Consider the following 22,370-nt stretch of genomic DNA (forward strand, 5'->3'; position numbering starts at 1 on the left):
TCCTTACTTGATGAGGTCGAAGCCTACCAGATGGGTCCACTTGTTGGGTCCGGCAAAGCCTAAGACCTCCCGAATGTAATCATCGGACAGTGTGGACATGCTACCGGAGGTGACCCTAGTAATTCCCTCGATGCCGTCCAGGTATTGGAAGCCGATCTCGTCGATAAGGAAGTAAGGTTCACCGAATATCTCGACCTCGGGATGCAGGATAAAATCCTCGGACAGGAACTTGGTATCCGGCTTCTCCTCCAACAGCTTCTCCCTCTGCTCAGGAGTGATGTACTCGCCCATGATCTGGCCCTTCTGATCCATCATGTATAACAGGCCCTTGTTGTCCACGAGGAAATGAGCGTCGCCGACGATTATCAGGCTGACCTCCCGACCCAGGGCCTCCCATACTCCCTTATTGACAAAAGGCATAAGACCGCCGCAGGCGCCATTCTTCTCCGCTTCGGTCTCCAGGTTGGTGACCTCCTCCTTGAGGGCAGGGTCCAGATATCTCATGTCCATGACCCCAGGTATCGCCTTTATCCTGTCTTCCACGGCCGCGAGGATGGTCTCTCTGTCCATCGGTACACTCCCAGGCTCCATTGGGCTAGCCCTATGTTAATGTTTTTCATCGTTGGATAGTACATCCTGCCAGGAGGCAGAGAAGGACGTGGATGAGCCCATATTCTCGAAGATTAAAAATATGCAATATTCGTCATCCGAAGGAACCCAATACTGTAATGCGGTCCACCACCCCAGCCCACAGGAAATATTACGAACCCCTGGACCATGTACGCTTCCCTCCCAGATTAACTGCGACATCTTATCGAAAAGGTACCTCCCGGCCGGCGCTAAGTGGATTTTTGGGGAATCTTATGGGCAACAAGGACAAATGCCCTTGACGGTATGCCGGTCGGAGGCATACCTTGATTTTATTAACACGGTTAATAAAGCTAACTCATGGTTGTAAATATAATTAATTTAATCTAGATAATATTAATCAATCGTAAAGCCTTTCATTTATCTCTGAAGAAATGATACTGTATTGATGGAATCCGAGAGGATCTTCGCCCATATAGTCATCGCATCCTTCAAGCCAGGGATGAGAAGACTAGCCAATCGGAGGGCAGAAGAAATTTTCAAGCAATGGGCTGATGGTTATCGAGGATACATAATTCAATCATCGGTGAAAGACCAAGACACGTCAATCTATATCACGTTCTGGAATTCCGAGGAATCGATGGAACAATCCGTGAAAGGGGTCGATGAGAACATTTTGAAATCGCTGGGCGCGGAGTCATTGTGCTCAATCAAGGTCGAAAGCGCCGAAGTGCAGGACTTTTGGCTTAGTCTCGAACCGGAATAGTTGCTCAGTTTTTACGTGAACTTTTTTCAAGAATAAGGTTGGCACCGATCCGTTGATTGCCATTATTAACAATTGTCGATATTTCCAATAATTTACAATCGTCAGATATATTTATCAACCCTTAGAAAAAATCATCGCTGTCAGTATGGATCGACCCGCATCGTTTGAGCCACCTAGAGTTCCACGCCCTCGTCCGAGGGACGATGTAGCTGGGGCTCTTCGGCATTGCCGGGTGTAAAAGGGGCTGGAGGAAATGGAGGGGCGAATTGGGCTTGAGAGGGGAGAGTATGAACTGCTGAGGGCAAAGTTGTTCATATCGATCCGTCAGAACACCGATGCTGAAGCATCCCTATCAAAGGCAGAAGATGTCTTCCGAAAATCGGAAGATTATGAAATGCTGAGCAACGTCCTGATCACCAAGACGCAGCGTAACTTGTGTCAAGGAAATGCATCTCTGGCATTGAAGAACATCGAGGAAGCCCTAACGATCTGCGATAGGATGGCACAAGAGTCGACACATGGATCGATGTGCTTCTACCGGGGATTGGCATATCTGGCCTTAGGACGGGAACTTGACGCTCATCAGGACATCGACGATTATATTAAAACGGCTGAGAGAGCCGATGATTGCTATGGCCAGGCTCTTGGCCACTTCTATCACGCCATGGTGTTCGAGCGCAACCGGGAGCCATGCATGGCATTGGCAGAATTGGAAATGGCCAAGGAGCTGGTGAGTGATGGCGATCCGGCCCTAAAGGGACGACTTACCGCATTCATCGCCCATCTTTGGTTGCGAAGAGGAGGTCTGGACGAGGCCATGTCCCTAATGGCGGAGGCTACCGACCTCATCAATAATGATGTAGAGCCACCAGAACCGATCAACCTGGGCATCGCGTTCCTGGTCTATGCGGAACTCCTGGCAATGAAATCGAGCTGGGATGAAAGCGGAAAAGCCTTCCAGCAATCGATACAAGCACTGAGGGCATCCCGTTATGGACTTTACCTTGAGGCCTTGGCCTCATGTTGGTATGCGGAGACTAACATCGACCTGGGTCATAAAACGGAAGGCTATGAGCGCCTGCAGAGAGCCAAGGCCATCTACAACGAAATGGGAAACGAGTCCCAACTGGCCAAGATCGATGGGACCATTACCGAATGCGAGTGTGTGAGCGAAGAAAAAAAGGCAAGTTCCAAAATGGAATACTGATGGGAAGGGGATAGCATGGAAATACTAGACTGCTGTGGACTGGAGTGCCCCATGCCCATCGTTCATCTCGCAAAAAAAGTGAAGAAGATGAAGGTCGGTGAAGAGCTGATCCTCAAGACGACCGCTGAAGGTTCAAGAATGGATGTCCCCATTTGGTGCAAACGGACAGGCAACGATCTCCTGAACTCATCAGTGGAAGATGGCATTTTCATCTACCAGATCAAGAAACTAAGATGATATCTGATCCAGTGGATAAATTAACTACGACAACACTCACGCTTAACCTATCCATCTGAAGTATGGTCATGAGACACTGAGACTCCAGGCCTATAGATCTCCCCAGTCGAGGGATGGAATGGGAGGAGCAACCATGCTCCTCATTATTATTTAATTAATTAATTGAATAATGTGGCCGCAGACTACATCGGCAATATAGATTTTAATACCCTCAAATTGTCCACAAGGATAAATGAAGACCCCTTGCGAACTCATCGCCTGCTATCTGATACCGTATATCCGGAGAGAGATAGCAAAGGGTCTGATAAAAAACCATGGCCTGACCCAGGCAGAAATTGCCCGTCGTTTTGGTGTGACCGATGCTGCCATGTCTCAATATCTTAATTCCAAGCAACGGTCAAATGAGATCATGGATGGCGTGCTGAATAATAGGGAATTTAAAGCGGAGATCGAAAAGGCTATCGATAACGTCAATCACGGCATGGACCCTAGTGATGAGACCTGCCGCATATGCCGTTTCGTCAAGACCAAAGGGACATTGACCCAGCTATATGAGTTCTATTCTGGGAACAAGGTGCCCCCATGCATTTGTGGTAATTGCGAACCACAGTAATTTTTTCTTGCTGCGAGCATACAATCTGATTGTCGTTTTAAGATAGCATATGTAGAGGCATTATCTGCCCTCGTGACGAGCAAGGGAGCAAGCCAAGCATATTCCGCCCTAACTACCTGACCTGATCCTCGGGACAACCTCCGCTGTTGCCGTCCATCCGTTAGTTGAGGGTATCGCGATCAGGTAACGCTTCCTTGTTCAGGGCCCACCTCCCGACCTTTCTCGAGGAGAGAGCTCCATTTGAACCTCAGTGCACGACCTTCAGGGATAATATTCTCATCAAGAAGCACAGTATGCCTCTCGGCGGTTGCGTGTACGAGCGTTTTAACCATGCGATAACGGTTCATATTCTGAACAGCCAGTAAACTTTGGGGGATAAGGATATCTAGGTTGGAAAAGGAATCTGGCTTTGCGGCGTCAGGTACAATTTTCAGGTTTTCTGTTCCTAGGTCTTCCTCCGGTAGGATGACCGATATTTCTTCATCGCTTCCCAGGCGATCTCTTCCTCCACTCCGATGTACCTCATGGTCTGCTCCAGAGTCGTGTGACCGTAGTAGGCTTGGATCTGAGTGGGCGGACACTGGTTGTAGTAGAGATCTCGGCCGAACTGTCGCCGGAACGGGTGGGAATTCGCATGCTCTATCCCTATCGATCGACCGTGTTCCTTCGACATCTCGCTTAAGGTTCCTTCGCTGAATGGCTTTAGCGGACCCCTCACGTGAAGGTGATCTTCCGGATGAGCCAGGAAGTAGTCTGTCTTTCCCCATCTCCTTTCGTACTGCTCCCTCCAGGTCAGATATGGCTGCATCATGGCCCAGAACTCGTCGTCGATCGGTATCTTCCTGGCCTTTCGACCCTTGCCCGATTCTACCGATAACCATCTCTCTGTCAAGTTCCGCTTCCTTAGATGCCGGGTTTCGACCTCCCTTATCCCCGTGTAGATCCACAATACTCTGGCGGCCAGCAACCGTTCTGTCGGCCAGCACTCCAGGAGCTTCATTATTTGCTCTCGTTCCAGCCAGTAGACCTCTCCGCGCTCCGGTTTCAGGTGCAGCTTCAGGCTCTTCACGCCTGGGTTCTTTACGAACTTCATGAGGTGCATGAAGCCGAACATGTACGTTGCTTGGGTCTTTGACCGATAGCCCTGGAGGTTCTCGTAATACTGGTAAACATGTGCTGGGGTTAACTGACGGGGATTCAGCGGCCAGTCGTGTTCCTTTGCGAACCTCAACGCATAGTCGGCCGCTTCCAGGTAGGTCTCCACCGTGTTCGGTGATTTCCCCTCCCCAAATAGTGCCGCCTCCCAGGCGTCCATGTCCTCGGCCCACTTGCTTCGCCTTGGCATTCACAGTCAGGCCCCCAGCTTGATGGTTACTGGCCCGCTGATGGTCGCCACCGTTACCTGGCCAGTAGCGCGGAGGCATTTCCATTGATCCAGGCTTAAGATGATCTTCGGGATCCCGTGGCTTTCGATGAGTGCCATGTTCAGGCCCCCAGGTATCGCTCTTCCTTATCCACGGCCTTAACTGTCCAGTCGTTGGTTCCCACTTCCCTTTTGAGGCTTACCTTGCATCCCTGTTCCTTCTGATGGTAAGCTTCCGACAAGGCCCTGGAAAAGTCCGTAAAGGTAAACGTCCGAATGGCCATCATGCCACCGTCCGAAGGGCATTAAGGTCATTCATCATCGCAGCAATCTTGATGCTCTGCTGGCCAGCAATGTCCTTGCATATGTCATCGAATGCTTTGGCCAGAGTATAGGTAAAATATGGCCGCCCTTTACCTTCCTTCCTGAAATGTTGGACGGTAAACCAACCTCGACCGACCATGCGAGGCATCGCAAATGACACCTCTGGTTGGCGTAAGTTACCTTCCAGCTCGATTTCCATCGAAGATCTTGGTCGACCATCTATGAAGATGGCCAGGGCCTTGGCCTCGATACGTCTCAATCCATTGCGCTCGAAAAGCTCTGCAAGCTCGTTCGCTTCCATGTTTCCATACCCCTCCAGCTTTATGTTGAGGTTGTTAGCCTGGCCGGGGGAGTTGGTGGAACTCCGGGGATTATCGAGGAAAAGAAGCGCTAGGTCCCGGCCAGGGTCAGCGTGATGTTGTTCGTTTGAGCTTCTTTCATCCTCGGTTCAAGGGGTAGCTGGTCCACCACGACGCTACCGAGTCCACCATTCTGAATACTGATTGGTAATCAGTTATCAGATAATGCTAGGGCATTGTATAAAATGATTACTAAATGGTAATCAGTATTTGGAAACCGAGTTATATTGTTCTTAAACTCTGATTTCTGATTGAGGATTAGCATTGGAAAATAGCGAGCGTTCCATGGATGTTCTAGGCGAGGCAGGGGCAATTAACCTTATATCACTCATTGATAGAGAGGGAGAAATCCAGACCGTAGACATCAGGAATGTGCCAGGGGGTTATTACAGGCTTAAAAAGGTTCTTGATGATTTAAAGGGTATTGGAATTATTGAAGTGGAGCTTATTGAAAAGCCGTATCTAACTTATAAGTACAGACTCACCGAGAAGGGTAAGAAAGTAGCAATAAAGCTCAGGGAGATTAGGAAAATAATCGGGGATGTGCCAAAGGAGTGATGAGCGTTGGCCATTCCTTTTTCGGTTAAGTATGGTGGGAGGAAACAAAGAGTGGATATTCAATTAAAGGAAATGGATGATAGGCTTCGGAACAGACTTTGGAATTGCCTTTCACTCTGTTTTTTTAATGAATATCGTGAAATAGCGCAATATTACGATATTCCCGCATCCACTCCACTAAGTAACCTAACAAGTAGGATCTGGCATAATTTCTATGGAGAGCCTATCGATATAATTCCTGCGTCAGACATGAACAGATATAATAAGATTCGAGAAAAATTCTTCAAGATGGATTGGGATTTGGCGTATGAATTTTGCCAATTCGTAGTGGAAAATTACGATAGTGAAACAAAAACCAGGGAATTTGTTGGGCTATGCAATGATGTTCTTGAGACGGAGAAGAGTGGTTATCGATTCATCGATAATACACTAACCGATATCATATCTTCCGAAGATATTAAGGAAATTGAGAAAGCTCTCAACTGCCCTGCAGACCCCGTCCGAGAATTATTTAACAAATCCTTGAGGGAGTATTCGGATCGAAATGCCCCTGATTATCCTAATTCGATTAAGGACTCCATATCTGCGGTTGAATCCTTGTGTAAAACAATCGCAGGCGATGGGAGTAAAACGCTTGGTCAAGCATTACCAACTGTAACGAAGAAGCTTGGGATAGATACTGTCCTTATGGCTTCAATAGAAAAAATTTGGGCATTCCGGAATACAAAGGAAGGTGTCGGTCACGGTTCCACTGAATCGATTAATGTTACGCCTGGAGAGGCAAGACTTTGCATTATCACCTGTTCGGCATGGATAAATTTTCTAAATGAACGATCACAACAAAAGGGGGTTCGATTAAGTAAGAAATAACATCCAGGTTAGCATAATAAAAAAGTTATGAATTGATACGTGTTCGGTAGTGTAGACGATCTTAATCGTCTCTGAAGCATTCACCGTCGCACTGATCGCAAGAGTCCATACTTGGCATCCCGAACTCAACGTCCATCGCGTCAAGATTCTTGTCCTTTATCATAATGGTGATCTGTCTCATTTCGTCCAACGCTCCACACTTTGAACGCTTGTTAGGCTTGACTCTTCTTTCAAGTCTCGAATAGATCCATTCGGTATACTTCTCCAGCTTGTATTGATCCATATGTCTTTCTCCTGTGGATAAGCCCAATAAAAATCGATTTGCTTAGATAGATATCGGTAGGAGGTGCCCGAAAGACCATATTATCTAAAATGGGAATCTACGTTTATTGAAACTGGAGATGGCCAACGTATTTTCCCATGCATTATGATCGATAATTCTATAACGAAGGAGGTCCGAAAGTGTTTTTGTTGCAGTCCTAAGCGCATTATCATTTCTATGTTGGACTGCCCATAGTATGTTCATTGGCGATTGTTATTGGGTCATCATCCGTCTCTTCTTCATTTTTTCGATTCTTCCTCTCTTTCCCTTGATTGTAGCATTGGATGAAAATCTCAATTGCCACTTTATTGTTCGCTGTCAATGTTTGCCTACTCCTGATTTCTTCCACACGAGATCTTAACCACTCGATATCTACATATTTCTCAATCCAATCAATTGGAAATTGTAGAGTGGTTGACGAAAACGACTCCGACAAAACCTGGTTTCTGCTAGGATTCAATCCCATCTCAAGAAGAGTCAACAAGTTTTCATCATCGATGCAAGCTTCAGCAATCCAATCAGGTATAACTTTCTTATCAGGGATTAATTTTTCCCAGTATGATACAACACTAGGGAGATATGGAACTTCGATCAGAGTGCCGTTTTGCTTTGCATCGTTGATTTTTTCTAGCAATATTTGCTCGATATCCAGTATGGTCTGCATATCGACTAATGGATTAATGGCCTGATTATTTCCAGGCCCATGGCCATACATTCCATATGGATAGCCAAGTGAAAACATCGTCCCAATCATTGTCGATATGGAAGAGCCATTCTGTATAGCAGTTTTTAAAAATATCGCTCGACAGTCATCATCGACCGCCTTTAATGCTTGAATAATTATCGATATCATTCTATGTCGATTGCTGCCCAAGATGGATGAATCATAAAATTCATCATTTAGATTATACAATCTATCTCCAACCTGGAAATATGCAAAAATGGTATTTTTTGCAGAACGATCAGAAAAATCATGATTAATTAGATATTTTTGGAATTGCACTAATTTTGATAAGTTTCCTTGGCCCTCGGCATTTACAAGATCGACCATTGATAAACCAAATTTTTCCGGGTCGTCAATATTACTGATTATTTTTTCCAACTCTTTTTTTGAAAGATATGTGTTTGGAAAGACGAGCTTAAAATAATATACGCCCCTATCTGGATGACATACTCGTGTTTCCTCATACCACTCCGGCATCCATTCATTTCCATAGTGACTGTTCTCGTATACTGCCTTAAGTTTGGGAAAAATATGAATGAGCAATTTTTTTACTGAATTCATATCGGTTGAATCGACTCTCCCAATAATGTTGTCCGATACCTCTTTTATTCTCTCCTTCTCACCTGGCCCGTTAAATGAGTAATCGATCACGCCTGTGAATATGTCTAGGTTCTCTCTTATTCCATCATAGACTTGAGGGTAGAGTATATGAATCAGTTCTATCGAGATAAAGTCTGAAACGTTCACCTCTCCTGACACCATTGGATAAGAAAGTGAAAGGTTGTTCGCTAACCTATTTACAGCCCTGGGAGTTCTTATTAATGGGCGTATCCCATCATAATAGCAATTGTTCCAATATGTTGTATTTTGAATATCAATGTAGCCCTGACCTATTACCTGGCTTAGCTTCTTGTTTAGGTATGAAGCCATTGATTGCTGCTCAATTAGTGGTAAGTTGAAAGAAACTTGGATGATCTTCTCTAAATAATCATGACCGTCAATAAACCCTTTGTCACTGAGCATTGTGGCTACAACATCCCTATCAAAAGCAACTATATAGATGATGTTCGGGAAATTTGCTACAGATTTTATCAAACGGAAGAGTTCCGTTACTTCCTGCTGTGAAAGTCTGTCCACATCGTCGATAAAAACAATAATGGGCTCAGGATATTTTTCGAGCAACTTGCATACTTTTCTTTTTTCTAAATTTAAATCTCTGCCTTTACTTGAAGCTAGTTTTAGGATATTTCCAGCCAACTCTGCCCCATTTATTGGAGCAGAAGCCACAGCCTCCCCAAATGATGCTAAAGACCCATTGAGTTTTCTCCACTTTTTACCCCATTTTGACGATATCTGAGAACGGAGCATCTCGAAGAAGCGATAAGTCAAGTCCTGATAGCCTGAGAACCACCAAGGATTGAAATGAGCGATGGTTACTTGCTTCTTTTTATTATTACTTAAATAATGCTCGATATAACGTAGAAAAGTTGTTTTACCAGAACCCCAGGCCCCGTGAACTCCAATGACAAACCCTTCCCTGATATCCATCTTAGTTATACCCAATGCTAAATTGTTGGCAAGATCGCTATATCCAAAAGCATCTTGATCTATCTCATTACAAGGTTCATCAGAAATAATCATCAGGGAATCACTCCACCATTTGCTGATGGAATGTAGTATTATTCAATAATAATTTGGAATGCGCATACACTAGGGTGGCGAAAACTTTGCCGCGGCCATCATTAATCCTCTAGCTAATTAAAAAAAGTTGGAATGATAAGTCGAGATCAGACTTACCTGAAGTACATGATTCCTTCAGTCATGACATCTGGTGTCGTGAATGTCACAAAACATGTGAATCCATGTGCCGGAATCAGATCGATCGAGATCGAGGATGATGGAGGAATAGATAAGCCGCTTATGATGAACTCAACCCTATCATTGAGGATTACCGTGTTTGTCTGATCTAAAACCAAATCGGCGCTCATGGATTCACCGCCCGCAGAAATGGTAACAGAAACAACAGTTCCAGTAACATCCATAGAGGCGCTTCCAGGAGCAAGCTTGAGGTACACGCAAAGGTCAGTTACTCTGTTATGAGATACGTCGCCATAGATGTAGTCGAGAACAAAACCGGTAGACGCTGACGTTATTGCTTCGTTCCCCGTCTCTGTGGCCTGTTCTCTAACGACATTGGCGGTGCTTATGAGAACGGATGCAGAGACGGCTGATACTAGGACCGCAGCGATGAAAATTATCATCGTTCCGACGCCCATTTCCCCACGATTGTTGACCTTCATTAATATCGTATAAAGAATATACTTATAGTATTAATATCGATATTCTATGATTAAATAATATCTATAACGATTCGTGTCCAGATAAGAATATTCAAGATTATTCAAAATGTATTCATTCTATCTGTTAAGAAATCTTTTCCAGATAGTTTTGGCTAGCTAGTTTTACATTTTATGATAAAGTTGAAAAATGAATAATTTCCCGATTTCTAGCGTTGTATTTGTTACCAAGTCCGATAACTAACCAGACGATCGGCCGATGAATAATTTCAACCGCTATAGGTACTCTAGGGTTGACTTATTCTACGATTTATTCTGGGAGGGGAGTGGAGTCTGAGGAGGACAAAAGCGCACCAAAATGAGATGAAAAGTAAGGGGTTTAGTATTTGATTTCCTTCAGATCGGCCGGTATCTCGATGACTTCCCCTAGCTTATCGAGGTCGATCAGGTAAGACTTCATGTCCCGGACGTGAAAGTTGTAGACCGAGAGGTAAAGTGCGGCGTCCTTGTGTTCCGGGTCGCTGATATATTTCAGCTCGGGGTTCATTCCCTGATCGCCCCGTACCGCCATCCGGTACGGCTTATCGAAGTCTAGGCATTTACAGCTGTAGACCGACTTCAACCCTTTCGGACTTGTGGCTAAGATATCAGGCTCTCTATCCCCGCCCAGCCGCCTCGCCTCAAAGCCTCTACTCAGCAGGTTGGCCTCCATATACTTCTCGAACTCCAAACCGGACCGCCGACATATCTCGCCCCGGACCTCGCTTATCGCTTTACTCACTTGGGCCTGATTCGCATACTTCACTTTCAGCGCGATCTCGGATTGAGTTAGGTCCGGCTCCCGTACTGAGAGGAAGTAAGCTCTGGCCTTTTTCTTCCAGTTCTTCTCTTTCAGCAAATCCGCCAGAGCAATCTCCCTGTCAAAGAAGAACTCCACATCCCCGTCTGGCCGCTCCCCTATCTTGACAAGTGGGTAGGCATCCGGAGACACATAATCCAGGTGGAACCGTCCACACGGCCGGTCGTTCCCATAGGCATCCCCGCCAATGGGTATAGCTACGATGGAATCACTTTTCGCGCTGTTGTCATGCTGGAGGAACATCCTGTAACTGATCTTCCCAAGCTCGGCGTAAGCAGCGCCGGTCACGTATTCTTTCATCAGCTTCTCGTCGTTAGCGTCAGTGCTGGTGGACTTGAAAATCAGGATATGCCCGGACCTGAACACTATATCCAGCATCTTGAAACGCTGAGTGAGATAGACGACGACAACGATACCTGTCTTGACCTTCGCTACTCGCTCGTAAACGTGCCTGATCTCCAGGAAGTTACCAATGTCCAGATTACGCTTATTGCTCATGCCCTGGCGTGAGCTTCCTTTCTTCACCGCGTCGTCAATGATGATGAGCTGCACCGGGTCCTTGTTGATGTTATCCAGCGCCGTTTCTATGTCATCGGTGAAGATGGTGTTTACCTTGTAGTCCTTGTACCTCTCTCCAACCTTCTTAGCGATGGCTCGGGCGTAGGAGGTCTTCCCGGACTCCATAGCGCCAACGATTACGAGATGCCTTAGCTTCACTTCCTCCCAGGTAGGCATGGGGGGCATCAGCCCGTTAAGAGCCGTTTCCGTGAGGTTTTTAAGGCCGTCGTAGGGGTGGATGAACTGCGAGGTGTGAAGGTACCCCCCGGAGATGTTGAACCCGATACGAGGCATGGAAAGGGGTTTGACGGCAGGGGGTACCGTCCGGGGCAGTATCTCCCCCTGCATCAGCTGGTCGAAAGGTTCCATGTCGCCATCACCTCGGGGGGCTCAAACTGTTCTGTGCTTCCTTCTTGCTGGCTAAGGATGTCGCGCTGGACAGCATCAGCGCGAACAGCGTGGGGTCGTCGCTGTAGATCTTCCTCACTTCATCCAATCCTCCCTTTAGTCCGTGAGTCTCGATGAACACCCTGTGCATCTCCAGATCGGTCTGGGCTTGCTCGTTCCGTTCAATGAGATCCTGAGCCCGGAGAGATTTCGAGAACTGAAGCGCTACCCTGCACACCTCATCGACCGGCCCGTCGATGTCCAGGTAATGCTTCCCTTCCCTGGTCTCGGCCAGTCGTCCGGCGTGGACCTGGAACGCCTCTACCGTCTGCTCCAGCTTGGCATGCCGTATCTTCAGTTGGTTCTCTACCAGATCGGTGAATTGCAGGAACACCTTGGTATCCTGGTACATCGACTGAAGTAGGCCAGGCTCCAGCAGCTCCCTATCGAAGTGGAGCTTCTGGATAACATCGGCCGTCCTAATCTGACCCATTCTTTCCCTCCCTCGGTTCCTCTTCCTCCGCTTGCTCCGGTTCCTTATCGTTCAGCAGCTCTGTTCTCTGTTCGCTCTCTCGCTTGACCTGGACCGGCGCTATCGTCGCGGTCGTATCCTTCATCTTGAAGGTGTGCCAGGGAGTCTCGATAAGCGGCGTGGCGTCCTTGTATCGAGCAAAGATTTTCTTCGGAGCCTGGAGGGGCGATACTTGCATGGCCATCTCGTGATACCTCGCTGCGGTGTCGGCGGCGTCGGTCCTCCGGCGCAGTTCCAGCTCGGCCAGCCTGGAAGCCTTGTCTTCGTGCTGGTCCTGGATGCGGTAATAATTGTTGATGTCCACCAGGAACTCGATAAGGCTGATCCTGCTGGCATAACCGATCTTGAACCGCGTGGTTATCTCCCGATACTTCAGAATCCAGCCCTTTCGTATGGTCTCCAGCTGCTCGGTCTTTTCGACCACGAACATACGGAACTTCATCCTTGTGGCGCGGCCTGGCTTCTGAGCCACAACCGTCCAGTCTGAAGTAATGCCCACGTCCGTTTCAAGTCGGTGATGGATCCCGAACACCAGGCGCTTGAACAGGGCCCGATTGGTCTGGTCCTGGATGCAGCATCCGGTGGTATCCTTCGGCCAATAGACCGCTTCAGGAATCAACCAGAACGTCTTAGCTTGGGGGTCGACGGTGAGCGGGGTTGCGCTGTCGATCGGCCGGAGCATGAAGCCCAGGATGTAACCGACCACGAATACTATGGACCACACCCAGCCCCACGGACTGAGGTTAAAGAACACGTCAGCTCCGGCCAGGGAGAAGATGCCCATCGAAAGGAAGTCCTTCGGCCTCCAGAACCGGGTAACGTGCTTAATCGCCGCTCCGACGATGACGCCGATGGAAAGAGCGATGGCGGTCTGAACGATGTTCTCCAGGAATGCGCTGGTCAGCATTGAGGCCACATCATCGGCCGAATATATCTTGGCCGAATCCTCGGACGTCGGAGGGCTCAATCCCCAGTTACCGTTATCACTCACCTGGGGCAGCATCTCATAGTAATGGTATCGGTTATAGCTCCCCTCCAGGCCATAGTAGGAGTTCACGACATCAATGCGACAATCGACCGACCCATAATCCAGCTCGATGATCTTAGAGCTGGCCGGGTCCACGCTCTCAGACTGGATCATTGAGCCGTTGACCTGCCAGAGCTGGAGCGTTATGGCGTGGACATCGTAGTTAATCAGCTCTACCAGCTCGTAAGGCCCTACTTTGTCGGAGTTAGCCATATACAGCTCATAGTCTGGCCCAGTGTGCGAGGACCAGCCGTTAAGCGTGGTCGCCGATGCTGTCCCAGCACCAAGGGAAAGAGAAAGGAAAAGGGTAGCCAGCAAGGCTAACGTTACGACGGTTGCCGTTTTCTTTCGCTCACTTCCTGGACCTCGAACATCGGCGGGCGTCGGTGCCAGTCTCATCTCTTGCCCCCCTTCCGACGCTTGGCCATAACCACCAGGACGAGGATGATTATGATCAGGAAGAGAGCGAGGACCGAACCGCTCATAGTGGTCGAATAGCTGGCATTGCCTCCGGTCGGTATGGTGATACCGCCAGGCAGGGTTATGCTTCCCCCGCTAGTATTGTTCGAGCCTCCGTTGTTCCCGCCATTTGTCCCATATGACTCGACGGTCAGATCATAGGAATAGCTGGAGGAAATCCCCCGGCTGTTCGTGGCCGTTATGGTGACGTGGTAGGAACCGGCCTTAGTTGGCGTCCCGCTCAATCGGCCGGAATCGCTCCCGATGGTCAGCCAACTACCGGCGTCAGTGGTGAGGGTCCAGGTAACCGCTTGGTCGGCCGAAGCGGTCCAGCGATACAGGGTTCTCTCTTGACCCTTAAGGAGCGGGTTAGCGAATATCTGGGGGGCGTCGTCGTCCACATAGACGGTTACGGTCTGGGTTGCTTGAATTCCGGACGTTGCGTTTGTCACCGTCACCTGGAGGGCATAGGTACCAGCTTGGGTTGGCGTCCCGCTAAAGGTGTGCAGCTGGTCATAGTAGATCATCCAGGACGGTAGGCCGGTAATGTTCACAATCCCATTCGACGGAGTATAGACCAGTGTGTAGGACCAATACCCATTAGTCAGGATGTGGAACGATGCGGCCGAGGATATGACCGGGGGCGGGGCTATAGCCTCAATGGTCCAGTTTGCATAACTGGTTAGGGTCGTCAGTGGGTCATATACAGCGGCGCTAACGTTCCAGGTGCCAGCGGTTAGGGTCATTCCCTTAACCGTTCTATTGGTCGCGTCGTAGGTTAGCCAGCTGGCACTCGTGGTTATGGTCACGGTGCATCGAGCGGGGTTCACGTTGAGGACATACCCGTATTGCTCCCCCGTCCAGATGATATCAAGAGGCTGAGCTATGCCCCCTTCGCCGGTGGTCGTGTTGGTGTGGTCGTTAGTGACCTCCGGAGGATCTGCTGGCACATGGATAACCCAGTCGGTCTGATTGCTTAAGCCGGTCGTTTGGTTGGTGACTATGCCAGTAACGGGATAGTCTCCAGGGACGTAGGGCGTTCCCCATACGGTACCGTTCTCGGGGTCATAATGGAGCCATTCCGGAGCGTTGGGCACGTTCAAGCGGAGGGGGCCGGGGTTAGCAGCGCTCCCCCATCCAGAGCCACCAAACGAATAGCTGTATGAGCTACCCGATTGCTGAGTTCCCGATTGAGGCGGGTTCTCGATCTGCGGGGGGTCGGCCGTAACCGAAACCGTCCAGTTCTGCCAATAAGTCAGGGTGCCGGATATGCTCGTTATCCCCAGGCTGATATGAGCGGTCTGGGGGCTGGTTGGCGCCATTCCCTCTAAGGTCATGGTGTCCGGGTTCCAGGTGAGCCACAGCGACCCAGAATAGACGATGGAAACGCTTTCGTTGGCCGTTAGGTGATAGCTGTATGGCTCCCCCACCTTTATCGTATCGGCCGGGGAGCTGGAAACCATAGGCATCCAGCGTTCCCGGTCGTAAACGGTGACGGTGAAATTCTGATATGCCGTCAGTCCTCCCGGACCAGCGGCCGACAGCGACACAGCCCAGGCGCCGATTTTCGAGGTGTCCGGGGTACCGCTTAGAATGGTACCGTCCCAGGTCATCCAGGACGGGACAGATAGCGCCGTTAGGGTTGCCGTTTCGTTTGTGGTCGGTAGGTAGCTATAGGCGTGGTCTACCGTGGCCATGTAGCTAGGGCTGGAGGTCCAGCTGGGCGCCCATTGGTTTACTGCAATGGTCACGTTCTGCCAGGCCGACATGAGGCCATTCGTTGATGTTGCCCGTATCGAGAGCGAATAGCTCCCTGGTACCGTGGGCGTTCCCCAGAAGGTACTATTGGCGCTCTGCCAGTCCATCCAGCTAGGCTTATCCATTACAGTGATAGAGGCCGATTCATTGACCCCCACAGTGTAATGATAGGTATGGCCAGCTATCAGGGTATTCGGGGCGTTGGTGGTGAATGCCGGACGCCATCCAGTAACCGTTATGTCGAAAGTCTGGACGGTGAAACCCATGCCAGCGGTGGACACTCCCCTTAAGGAAACGGTGAATGAGCCCAGAGCGTTAGGCGTTCCCGTCAGTCTGGAGCCGTCCCAGGTGAGCCAGGAAGGCTTAGTAACGGCCGTTATCGTGCCAGTCTCGTTAAGGCTAGGTTGGTAGGTGTAGGCGTGATTAACGGTCGCCGTAGTTACTGGACTGGTCGAAAAGGAAGGGCTCCAATGGGCCGGGGCGGCGTATCTCATCTGTTGCGATGAAGGGTAAGACAGATGGACCAAGCCGTATGGATCTATTGCTAGGCCGATGGTCCCGGCGTAGTTATCCCCTCCGACATAGGAAAACGTCGTGGCCACTTTTACGGACCAGCTCCCCCCGGCATTTGTGGCGATCTGGAAACCGATCGATGACGATGCCATGAAAACAACATAGGCGTTATTGCTGGAATCCAGAGCGATTTGGCAGGGTGTAGCGAAGTTCGTTGTCGTTATGCTCTGAGAGGTCCAGCTGGCTCCATTGTAATAGAGATAGGTGCATCCGGTACCGCCAGGACTGGCGCAGGCTATACGGGGCACGTCATCGGAGCCTATGGCCAGGCTAACTCCAGAGCATTGTTCATAATAGCTCCCGCTTTGGAGCGCATAGCAATAGACGCCAGTAGATTGGTAGGTCCAAACGCCATATGACTTCGAGGCGTAGTAGACCAGGGCCTTATAGCCGGTTACAAATGGCCCCGAATAAGCGATATGGGGGTTTCCGTTGCTGTCCAGGGCTATGCTCAGTCCAGCGCAAACGTTAGCGACCCCATCCTGGATTAGTTCAAGGCTCCAGGTCGAGCCGGTCCAATGGGCACACTTAACACATCGGCCAGAGGTGCTAACGTCCTTGTATGCCACATATGGGTTATTGTTATGGTCCAGGACCATAGCGCATCGGTCGGCGGTGCCAACGGTCGTAATGTTCGACGTTATCCAGGTGGAGCCGTCCAGATAGGCGTATCGAATCGTGTTGTCGGTGATATAGGCCACTTTGGGCACGTTATCCGAACCGATGCACAGCGAGGGGTATTTTCCAGCTGTCGCCGATGCGCTATCAATGGTTACATAGCTCCATACTCCCCCGGACATTGAAGCGTAATGTAATCCAGTGGTCCCGGTGTAATAGGCTATGTGGGGCTGTCCCTGTTGGTCTAGGGCGAGGCTGCTGTAAAGGCCGGTGTAGTTGTAGGACGTTGATTCAACGAGGGACGTCGGATAAACGGCGCTAGCAGGGGGTAGAGCCGCTAGGACGACTAGGCACACGGTTAGGGCCGCTACGATGCCTAGAAGGGCCTTCCTTGAACGTCTGTGAGAAATTAGAGAATGTAGCTTCATGGTTCACCTCGAGAAAGAAAAGAAAAAGGTTTCAGGGGTTTACCTCCACCAGCTGTGTAGGTATTCCGGGGTGTGAGCTAGGGTCCAGAGTCCTAGGTCTGGCGGGTTTGTCAGAAGGTACCAGGCGGCCGCAGCTATCACTATAGCCACAATGCCCAGAATGGTCAACGTCTGATAATCGAAGACCAGGCCAGCAACTAGGCAGATAGCGCCAACGATGATTACCACTAGGCAAATGTTGGCGGGGTCGCTCACGACATCTCCGATCTGGGGCAGGGGAGATTCTTCCGGTAGATCTGGGGGAACGTAGGTTTCCAGCTTATCGACGGTCAGCGTATGACTGGCAACCAGCTTGTTTTCATACGCTATCTCGTCAACATGGATCGCCCATCCAATGCCTACGTCATGGTAGGTTATGTTTGGCTCCTGGACGTTCCCCTTTGAGGCGATATAGTCGGCCAGAGAGTCATACCCGTTAGCCCAGGTAATGATGTATCCGGTGCTATCCAGCTCCACCGTTTTACCTACTTCCAGGTCTAACCCTTCGAGGGTGGTGTAGATGGTGAACGGGGTACTATTCCCGATGACCTCAACGCCATTGTATGTCACCGTTCCCCGAACCAGCAAGTCGAAGGAATCAGTCGATACGTTCACCGTTGCCGGTGACATAATCGTGTGATTCTGGAACGTGCTATTGAGCTGGTTTAGGTAGGCGTAATAGATGCTTAGCAGCTGTTGAGAGGTCATGTTGTTTAGCTGGTCGTAATCTGGCATTACGATCGTTGTCGGAGGATACAGCACATCCGGCGAGGTGCCATCGGTGCCCACTCCCCCGTTATCCAGCAACACCTGATATGCGGTCTGACCGGCCAGGGCTGCGCCGTACGTGACCGTTCTCCATGCGCGGCTAACGTTCCAGATTGCCTCAATCATGGGCTGAAGGCTTACCCTATCAGTCGATAAGGTGTGTGAGCCGTCTGGATAGTTGAACGTCAGGTATGGGTAACCCTTGTTTGTATAGCGGTCTTCTATGCCGGTTTGCTTCCAGGGGTAGTTCTGATAGAACACCCAGACGCCGGAGGTCGAGAATCCTTGATCTGCGGGCAACATGGCCCATCCCCAGGAGAACACCAGGCCGTCATTCGTCTTAGTGTAAACGGCTATCCCAGGCGCCACAACTCCCGAACCAGAATAGTCCTCGGCAGCGTTGGCGGTCCAGATCCAGCTGTTATATGGAAGCTGGACGTTAAACCGGCCGGAGTCTAAGCCGTCAACGGTTCCCAGGTCCAGGGCATAGCCGGACATGGCGGTAAGGGTAATGGCCTGACTGTAAACCACATCTCCGGAGGCCGAAGTTATCACGACGTTACCCGTCTGGGCCGTGTTCCCCAGGTTCCAGAAGATCATGGTGTCCGTTTCGTTAAGCCAGACATACTTACCCGTTGGGGTGTTGCAGAAGGAGAGCATTCTAACATACTGCTGGTTATCATATGTCGTCGCGGTGTTCTGGCTCATACCGAAGGTTTGAACGCCGACGCTCATAGAGTTCTTAGAATAGTCTCCGATGTATCCGCTTCCTACGCTATCCAGCTGTCTCAGAACTTTGTTAGTCACAGCGTAGGAACCAGCGACGGAGCCCACCATTTCATCCGATACGTGCGACTTGTCCAGCACATAATCAGCGTTGTAAATGTGGCTTTGGTCGTTATCGGTTTGATCTGCGTACAGCTGAGAGGCGGCATAGTAGGCGCTGCGCTGGTAAAAGGTTCCGGATCTCTGGGCCAGCTCTGCGACGTTCCTCGCGTTAGTCTCGGTTAAGACCAGCTTGGAATATGTCTCGTTGCGCTGGTCGTTAGCCAGCCACTTACTCAGAGCTGCGGCACTCTCTCCGGTGTTGTCTTGACCCCATCCACCGATGATATAACCGATGGCACCAGCTGAGGCACCGATAGCAACACCTATCATCCCTCCCGCAAGCGTACCGACGCCGGGAACAGCTGAACCTCCGATAGCTCCGATGGTACCGCCGGTTACGGCGCCAGCTATTACAGCGTCCTCCCATGAGGCCGCTTGGATCGTAGGGGGCGCCACTATGGCGAGGCATAGGAAAGCGCCAATGATCCCCAGGACAGCGGCCAGGACCGTAATCCTGGAATGCTTGCCGTTCCACGCCTTACGAGGCTTGGAGACATCCCCGGTCGTTTCCATCTCAATCTTTGTGCCATCCATCTTCGCACCTCAGAAGTAATAGGTCACTAGGGCCAGAGCGGCGAAGATGAACAGCCCGTACAGCAACAGCGCTTCCTCGGTGAGCTTCCAGAGGATTAGGCAACCTACGGCCACGGCTAGGAAAATGTAGGTGATTATCGGAGCACCCACTCTTATCTCCTGATCCGAGGTCGCGGCCGATGCCGTGTCAGTCACAAAGCTAACAGCCAGAACCATCATGACAAGAATGAGGATGGCGGCTGGCACGATGCGGGCGCGGAGGTTCTTGAGCTTACTCCGAACCCTCTTGGTGATGTTCCTAAGTTTGGACATCGCCAGATAGGAATAACTTGAAAATATCCTAAGGTTGTGCCATCATTTATCTGTAAATGACTAAATAGCTGATGTGAGTATAATTATAAATATATTATTATGAAGGTAAGGTGCCCATAATTCATAGTTTGGACCATGAACGATAACTAGCTCCAGTATTGACTACTAAGGAGTGTTGACTGGAGTAAACAAGGACCTTTATTCATGAATCAGACTTCCTAATCCATCAAATCCATTAGAACTAAAAAAGGTATCAGAGGGGCGGTAACCACACTAGAAGACTACTCTCCAGATAGCTACCGTTGCCTTCTCAAGACCAATAGTTTACCTTATTTCATCTACTTATCAGTACACCTCATCACCGTTTTTTAACCTCTAGCATTGAGTTAATCTAGCGTATACTGTTCTGCAGGGTAGATGCCACAAAGATACATGTCAGGGCAATACCGAATGCTAATGTGACGAGCATTCCTCCGTACAGGGCATACATCACAGAATCTATAGGATCGATAGAGTTCGTGAACATTAGCAAGATCGCTGCAATTAATATTGAACTAACAAAACAGGACTCAGCCACCCCTAGATTCCGATTAGCTATGTTCCTTTCCATTGCCTCTAGATTTATGTTCTTTGCAACAGATCGTCGGAGGACGATAATCGCGCCAACCGCCATTACTGAAGCGAAGAAGAACAGGACGACCTTCAATGACCAGGAGCCATATGGTTCGGATATCCATCCCCCACCATAGTAAAAGCCCGCCAGAAATAATACTACTAATGTCACTGCCATTAGTAGGCGATTATTTTTCCAGGCATGAGCACTCTTCCCCACCGTATTTACGTTCATGATACTCGAATTACTATATGGGATCCATCAATATAATAAATCGCCCCGATAGTGATTATTAGCAATAACGAGAGAATTGCCATCAGCATTTGAGTGTTATCCAAAAACTGGGGCATTTAATGAGATGAAAAAAATGAAAAGGTTTGAAGCTCTCACCTTCCAGAGAAGTTTTCTCAGGGCGCCCCTGGACCAAAGTAGCCCGTCACCCAAGCGTCTGGTATGTTATGCATGGTATAGTACCCGAAGACGTAGTCGGCAAACTGGAACTCTACTCTTTCGTCGACAAAGGTAGATCCTCCCTGAGGCACCTGAACTGTCCACCCCGGCTGCTCACAATTTGTTTGTGAGGAGGCACCATTGTTCGATGGGTTATCCCAAAAATGATCCCAACGTGCATAATCATCACCAGGTACGCACAGACACACAACTCTTACGCTAGGGATAGCATACGAATACGAATAGCTGGGGCCCCCCGTTCCAAGAGAGACAGAAACCGTTCCACCGGTTTGTGTGCCCTGTGGCCCATAGCTATACATCATATCATTTGAATGGCTGGATAGATAATCGACGTCATCTGAATTCGTCAACTTATAATTGTACCACTCGTTTGACCATCCCAGAGCCCTTCCCGGTGTGATAGACAGTTCATTTGTATAAACGTACCAATCCACCGAAGGGTTTGATTCAGTTATATATTTCCTGCAAAATACATCCGCATTACCCTTACCATATGGATATTGTGACGCAGAGTTCCTCATCGTCGCATATTGATAAAAGTCACTCATGGATCTTGCAGTAATTGGTCCATATTCTACATTACTCGACTGAAGCAGCCCATTAGCCCAATCATATAGATCAGCAACTCTGTAGGCCTTCAATTGATCCTTAATCTTAATCGAGTCCGCTTCAAGTACACTCGACCATGACTTTACTGATTTGTTTGTGGGCCAGTACATCATGCCGGAAACTGTAGCATTCTTGTACACAGGCCAATTGGCATGATCTATGGTCAATCCTACCTTTTCAATTAAATCATCCACGATGCCATAAAATATTACTGGAGTACCAGTAACAAGTATTTCCCGTATCGTCGCGATTGCTTCTTTTTGCGAGAGATTGCGCAGATAATTCGCATCAATTACAACTACGCCTTTACTTTGCGCAATCTGTGCTTTATAATCTGTCGCGGTTATTGGCTGAACCTTAGATGTTCCAATCTTGAGGCCCTTGATGATATTGTCTGTGTTTTCGGATTGGCCCAGTAAGTATGTTGGCTTATCTTGATACTTGATAATCGGCTTCTCCGATAAGATTGCCTTTTCATCTGCAGACATAGCACTACTTGATTGGCTAACTGGCTGGGCGAGGACCACTCCCGGCACAATCAGGCATGCCAAGATTAGAAATGCCGCCATAGTTTTCACTATTTCAATGCCTTTCATATTTCCACCATTTGGGAATCAAAGCATTCGCTAGTTCAGCACTCATTTTCCGAAATCTGGCGAATGACCTTCTCTTCTTCCCAGACCCTACATATGAATATCATTTTATAAAG

The 22,370-nt window shown here is 49.1% G+C and carries 21 protein-coding genes; 6 read left to right on the forward strand and 15 right to left on the reverse strand.

The features are described 5' to 3' along the window. Window positions 1–3: 3 nt before the first annotated feature. Entirely contained in the window at window positions 4–570 is a 567-nt protein-coding gene (locus SA339_04970) for a hypothetical protein (GenBank protein ID MDW5562560.1), read from the reverse strand. A gap of 466 nt (window positions 571–1,036) precedes the next feature. Here SA339_04970 and SA339_04975 point away from each other — a divergent pair, with 466 nt between their 5' ends. The 4 genes from SA339_04975 to SA339_04990 all read left to right on the forward strand — a co-directional run bounded on the left by SA339_04975 (window position 1,037) and on the right by SA339_04990 (window position 3,411). Further along, the gene (locus tag SA339_04975) at window positions 1,037–1,354 is read left to right on the forward strand and encodes a hypothetical protein (protein ID MDW5562561.1); all 318 of its coding nucleotides are present in this window, start codon (window positions 1,037–1,039) and stop codon (window positions 1,352–1,354) included. A 394-nt stretch (window positions 1,355–1,748) separates the two neighbouring features. Further along, a complete protein-coding gene (locus tag SA339_04980; GenBank protein ID MDW5562562.1) occupies window positions 1,749–2,561 on the forward strand; it encodes a hypothetical protein in 813 nt (270 codons plus the stop codon). Window positions 2,562–2,576: 15 nt separating this feature from the next. After that, a complete protein-coding gene (locus tag SA339_04985) occupies window positions 2,577–2,798 on the forward strand; it encodes a sulfurtransferase TusA family protein (protein MDW5562563.1) in 222 nt (73 codons plus the stop codon). A gap of 232 nt (window positions 2,799–3,030) precedes the next feature. Beyond that, window positions 3,031–3,411, forward strand: coding sequence for a transcriptional regulator (locus SA339_04990; protein MDW5562564.1), 381 nt, complete (start codon window positions 3,031–3,033; stop codon window positions 3,409–3,411). 445 nt (window positions 3,412–3,856) lie between these two features. Here SA339_04990 and SA339_04995 read toward each other — a convergent pair whose 3' ends face one another. The 3 genes from SA339_04995 to SA339_05005 form a co-directional block, all read right to left on the reverse strand. Further along, window positions 3,857–4,756: a site-specific integrase gene (locus SA339_04995; protein MDW5562565.1), complete on the reverse strand. Its 900-nt coding sequence runs from the start codon at window positions 4,754–4,756 to the stop codon at window positions 3,857–3,859. A 6-nt stretch (window positions 4,757–4,762) separates the two neighbouring features. Beyond that, entirely contained in the window at window positions 4,763–4,894 is a 132-nt protein-coding gene (locus SA339_05000; protein MDW5562566.1) for a hypothetical protein, read from the reverse strand. A 163-nt stretch (window positions 4,895–5,057) separates the two neighbouring features. Continuing rightward, window positions 5,058–5,399 (reverse strand): hypothetical protein, encoded by a 342-nt coding sequence (locus SA339_05005; GenBank protein MDW5562567.1) that lies wholly within the window; start codon window positions 5,397–5,399, stop codon window positions 5,058–5,060. Window positions 5,400–5,721: 322 nt separating this feature from the next. Between SA339_05005 and SA339_05010 the strand changes: the two genes are divergently transcribed. Together SA339_05010 and SA339_05015 are read left to right on the forward strand one after the other, a co-directional pair. Further along, window positions 5,722–6,015 carry a hypothetical protein gene (locus tag SA339_05010; protein ID MDW5562568.1) on the forward strand — a complete coding sequence of 98 codons (294 nt, stop codon included), beginning with the start codon at window positions 5,722–5,724 and terminating at the stop codon, window positions 6,013–6,015. Window positions 6,016–6,021: 6 nt separating this feature from the next. Next, on the forward strand, window positions 6,022–6,885 hold the full coding sequence (locus tag SA339_05015) for a hypothetical protein (GenBank protein MDW5562569.1): 864 nt from the start codon (window positions 6,022–6,024) through the stop codon (window positions 6,883–6,885). 61 nt (window positions 6,886–6,946) lie between these two features. Here the strand turns inward: SA339_05015 and SA339_05020 are convergent, their stop codons facing one another. The 11 genes from SA339_05020 to SA339_05070 all read right to left on the reverse strand — a co-directional run bounded on the left by SA339_05020 (window position 6,947) and on the right by SA339_05070 (window position 22,257). After that, window positions 6,947–7,168: a hypothetical protein gene (locus SA339_05020; GenBank protein MDW5562570.1), complete on the reverse strand. Its 222-nt coding sequence runs from the start codon at window positions 7,166–7,168 to the stop codon at window positions 6,947–6,949. Window positions 7,169–7,382: 214 nt separating this feature from the next. Further along, entirely contained in the window at window positions 7,383–9,572 is a 2,190-nt protein-coding gene (locus SA339_05025; GenBank protein MDW5562571.1) for a P-loop NTPase fold protein, read from the reverse strand. A gap of 152 nt (window positions 9,573–9,724) precedes the next feature. After that, window positions 9,725–10,231 carry an archaellin/type IV pilin N-terminal domain-containing protein gene (locus tag SA339_05030; GenBank protein MDW5562572.1) on the reverse strand — a complete coding sequence of 169 codons (507 nt, stop codon included), beginning with the start codon at window positions 10,229–10,231 and terminating at the stop codon, window positions 9,725–9,727. Between the two features lie 376 nt (window positions 10,232–10,607). Then, window positions 10,608–12,014, reverse strand: a complete 1,407-nt coding sequence (locus tag SA339_05035; protein MDW5562573.1) for an AAA family ATPase — start codon at window positions 12,012–12,014, stop codon at window positions 10,608–10,610. Window positions 12,015–12,021: 7 nt separating this feature from the next. Beyond that, window positions 12,022–12,525 carry a hypothetical protein gene (locus SA339_05040; protein ID MDW5562574.1) on the reverse strand — a complete coding sequence of 168 codons (504 nt, stop codon included), beginning with the start codon at window positions 12,523–12,525 and terminating at the stop codon, window positions 12,022–12,024. Next, a complete protein-coding gene (locus SA339_05045) occupies window positions 12,512–13,990 on the reverse strand; it encodes a hypothetical protein (protein ID MDW5562575.1) in 1,479 nt (492 codons plus the stop codon). The genes SA339_05040 and SA339_05045 overlap by 14 nt, the downstream gene beginning before the upstream one ends. Continuing rightward, on the reverse strand, window positions 13,987–17,427 hold the full coding sequence (locus tag SA339_05050; GenBank protein ID MDW5562576.1) for a putative Ig domain-containing protein: 3,441 nt from the start codon (window positions 17,425–17,427) through the stop codon (window positions 13,987–13,989). The genes SA339_05045 and SA339_05050 overlap by 4 nt, the downstream gene beginning before the upstream one ends. A gap of 39 nt (window positions 17,428–17,466) precedes the next feature. Further along, on the reverse strand, window positions 17,467–19,656 hold the full coding sequence (locus tag SA339_05055) for a hypothetical protein (protein ID MDW5562577.1): 2,190 nt from the start codon (window positions 19,654–19,656) through the stop codon (window positions 17,467–17,469). A gap of 9 nt (window positions 19,657–19,665) precedes the next feature. Beyond that, a complete protein-coding gene (locus SA339_05060) occupies window positions 19,666–19,968 on the reverse strand; it encodes a hypothetical protein (GenBank protein MDW5562578.1) in 303 nt (100 codons plus the stop codon). A gap of 391 nt (window positions 19,969–20,359) precedes the next feature. Continuing rightward, window positions 20,360–20,815: a hypothetical protein gene (locus tag SA339_05065; protein MDW5562579.1), complete on the reverse strand. Its 456-nt coding sequence runs from the start codon at window positions 20,813–20,815 to the stop codon at window positions 20,360–20,362. Window positions 20,816–20,988: 173 nt separating this feature from the next. Further along, window positions 20,989–22,257, reverse strand: a complete 1,269-nt coding sequence (locus SA339_05070; GenBank protein ID MDW5562580.1) for a hypothetical protein — start codon at window positions 22,255–22,257, stop codon at window positions 20,989–20,991. Window positions 22,258–22,370 lie beyond the last annotated feature (113 nt).

Source organism: Methanomassiliicoccus sp., from assembly GCA_033485155.1.
In the GTDB taxonomy this organism is placed as follows: domain Archaea; phylum Thermoplasmatota; class Thermoplasmata; order Methanomassiliicoccales; family Methanomassiliicoccaceae; genus UBA6.

Bases quoted from the DNA above. Each gene is read 5' to 3' on its own strand.
- SA339_05005 (MDW5562567.1), bottom strand. From the start codon at position 5,399: ATGGAAGCGAACGAGCTTGCAGAGCTTTTCGAGCGCAATGGATTGAGA.
- SA339_05060 (MDW5562578.1), bottom strand. From the start codon at position 19,968: ATGTCCAAACTTAGGAACATCACCAAGAGGGTTCGGAGTAAGCTCAAG.
- SA339_04975 (MDW5562561.1), top strand. From the start codon at position 1,037: ATGGAATCCGAGAGGATCTTCGCCCATATAGTCATCGCATCCTTCAAG.
- SA339_05055 (MDW5562577.1), bottom strand. From the start codon at position 19,656: ATGGATGGCACAAAGATTGAGATGGAAACGACCGGGGATGTCTCCAAG.
- SA339_04995 (MDW5562565.1), bottom strand. From the start codon at position 4,756: ATGCCAAGGCGAAGCAAGTGGGCCGAGGACATGGACGCCTGGGAGGCG.
- SA339_05065 (MDW5562579.1), bottom strand. From the start codon at position 20,815: ATGAACGTAAATACGGTGGGGAAGAGTGCTCATGCCTGGAAAAATAAT.
- SA339_04970 (MDW5562560.1), bottom strand. From the start codon at position 570: ATGGACAGAGAGACCATCCTCGCGGCCGTGGAAGACAGGATAAAGGCG.
- SA339_04990 (MDW5562564.1), top strand. From the start codon at position 3,031: ATGAAGACCCCTTGCGAACTCATCGCCTGCTATCTGATACCGTATATC.
- SA339_05025 (MDW5562571.1), bottom strand. From the start codon at position 9,572: ATGATTATTTCTGATGAACCTTGTAATGAGATAGATCAAGATGCTTTT.
- SA339_05020 (MDW5562570.1), bottom strand. From the start codon at position 7,168: ATGGATCAATACAAGCTGGAGAAGTATACCGAATGGATCTATTCGAGA.
- SA339_05035 (MDW5562573.1), bottom strand. From the start codon at position 12,014: ATGGAACCTTTCGACCAGCTGATGCAGGGGGAGATACTGCCCCGGACG.
- SA339_05040 (MDW5562574.1), bottom strand. From the start codon at position 12,525: ATGGGTCAGATTAGGACGGCCGATGTTATCCAGAAGCTCCACTTCGAT.
- SA339_04985 (MDW5562563.1), top strand. From the start codon at position 2,577: ATGGAAATACTAGACTGCTGTGGACTGGAGTGCCCCATGCCCATCGTT.
- SA339_04980 (MDW5562562.1), top strand. From the start codon at position 1,749: ATGCTGAGCAACGTCCTGATCACCAAGACGCAGCGTAACTTGTGTCAA.
- SA339_05050 (MDW5562576.1), bottom strand. From the start codon at position 17,427: ATGAAGCTACATTCTCTAATTTCTCACAGACGTTCAAGGAAGGCCCTT.
- SA339_05070 (MDW5562580.1), bottom strand. From the start codon at position 22,257: ATGAAAGGCATTGAAATAGTGAAAACTATGGCGGCATTTCTAATCTTG.
- SA339_05000 (MDW5562566.1), bottom strand. From the start codon at position 4,894: ATGGCACTCATCGAAAGCCACGGGATCCCGAAGATCATCTTAAGCCTG.
- SA339_05045 (MDW5562575.1), bottom strand. From the start codon at position 13,990: ATGAGACTGGCACCGACGCCCGCCGATGTTCGAGGTCCAGGAAGTGAG.
- SA339_05030 (MDW5562572.1), bottom strand. From the start codon at position 10,231: ATGAAGGTCAACAATCGTGGGGAAATGGGCGTCGGAACGATGATAATT.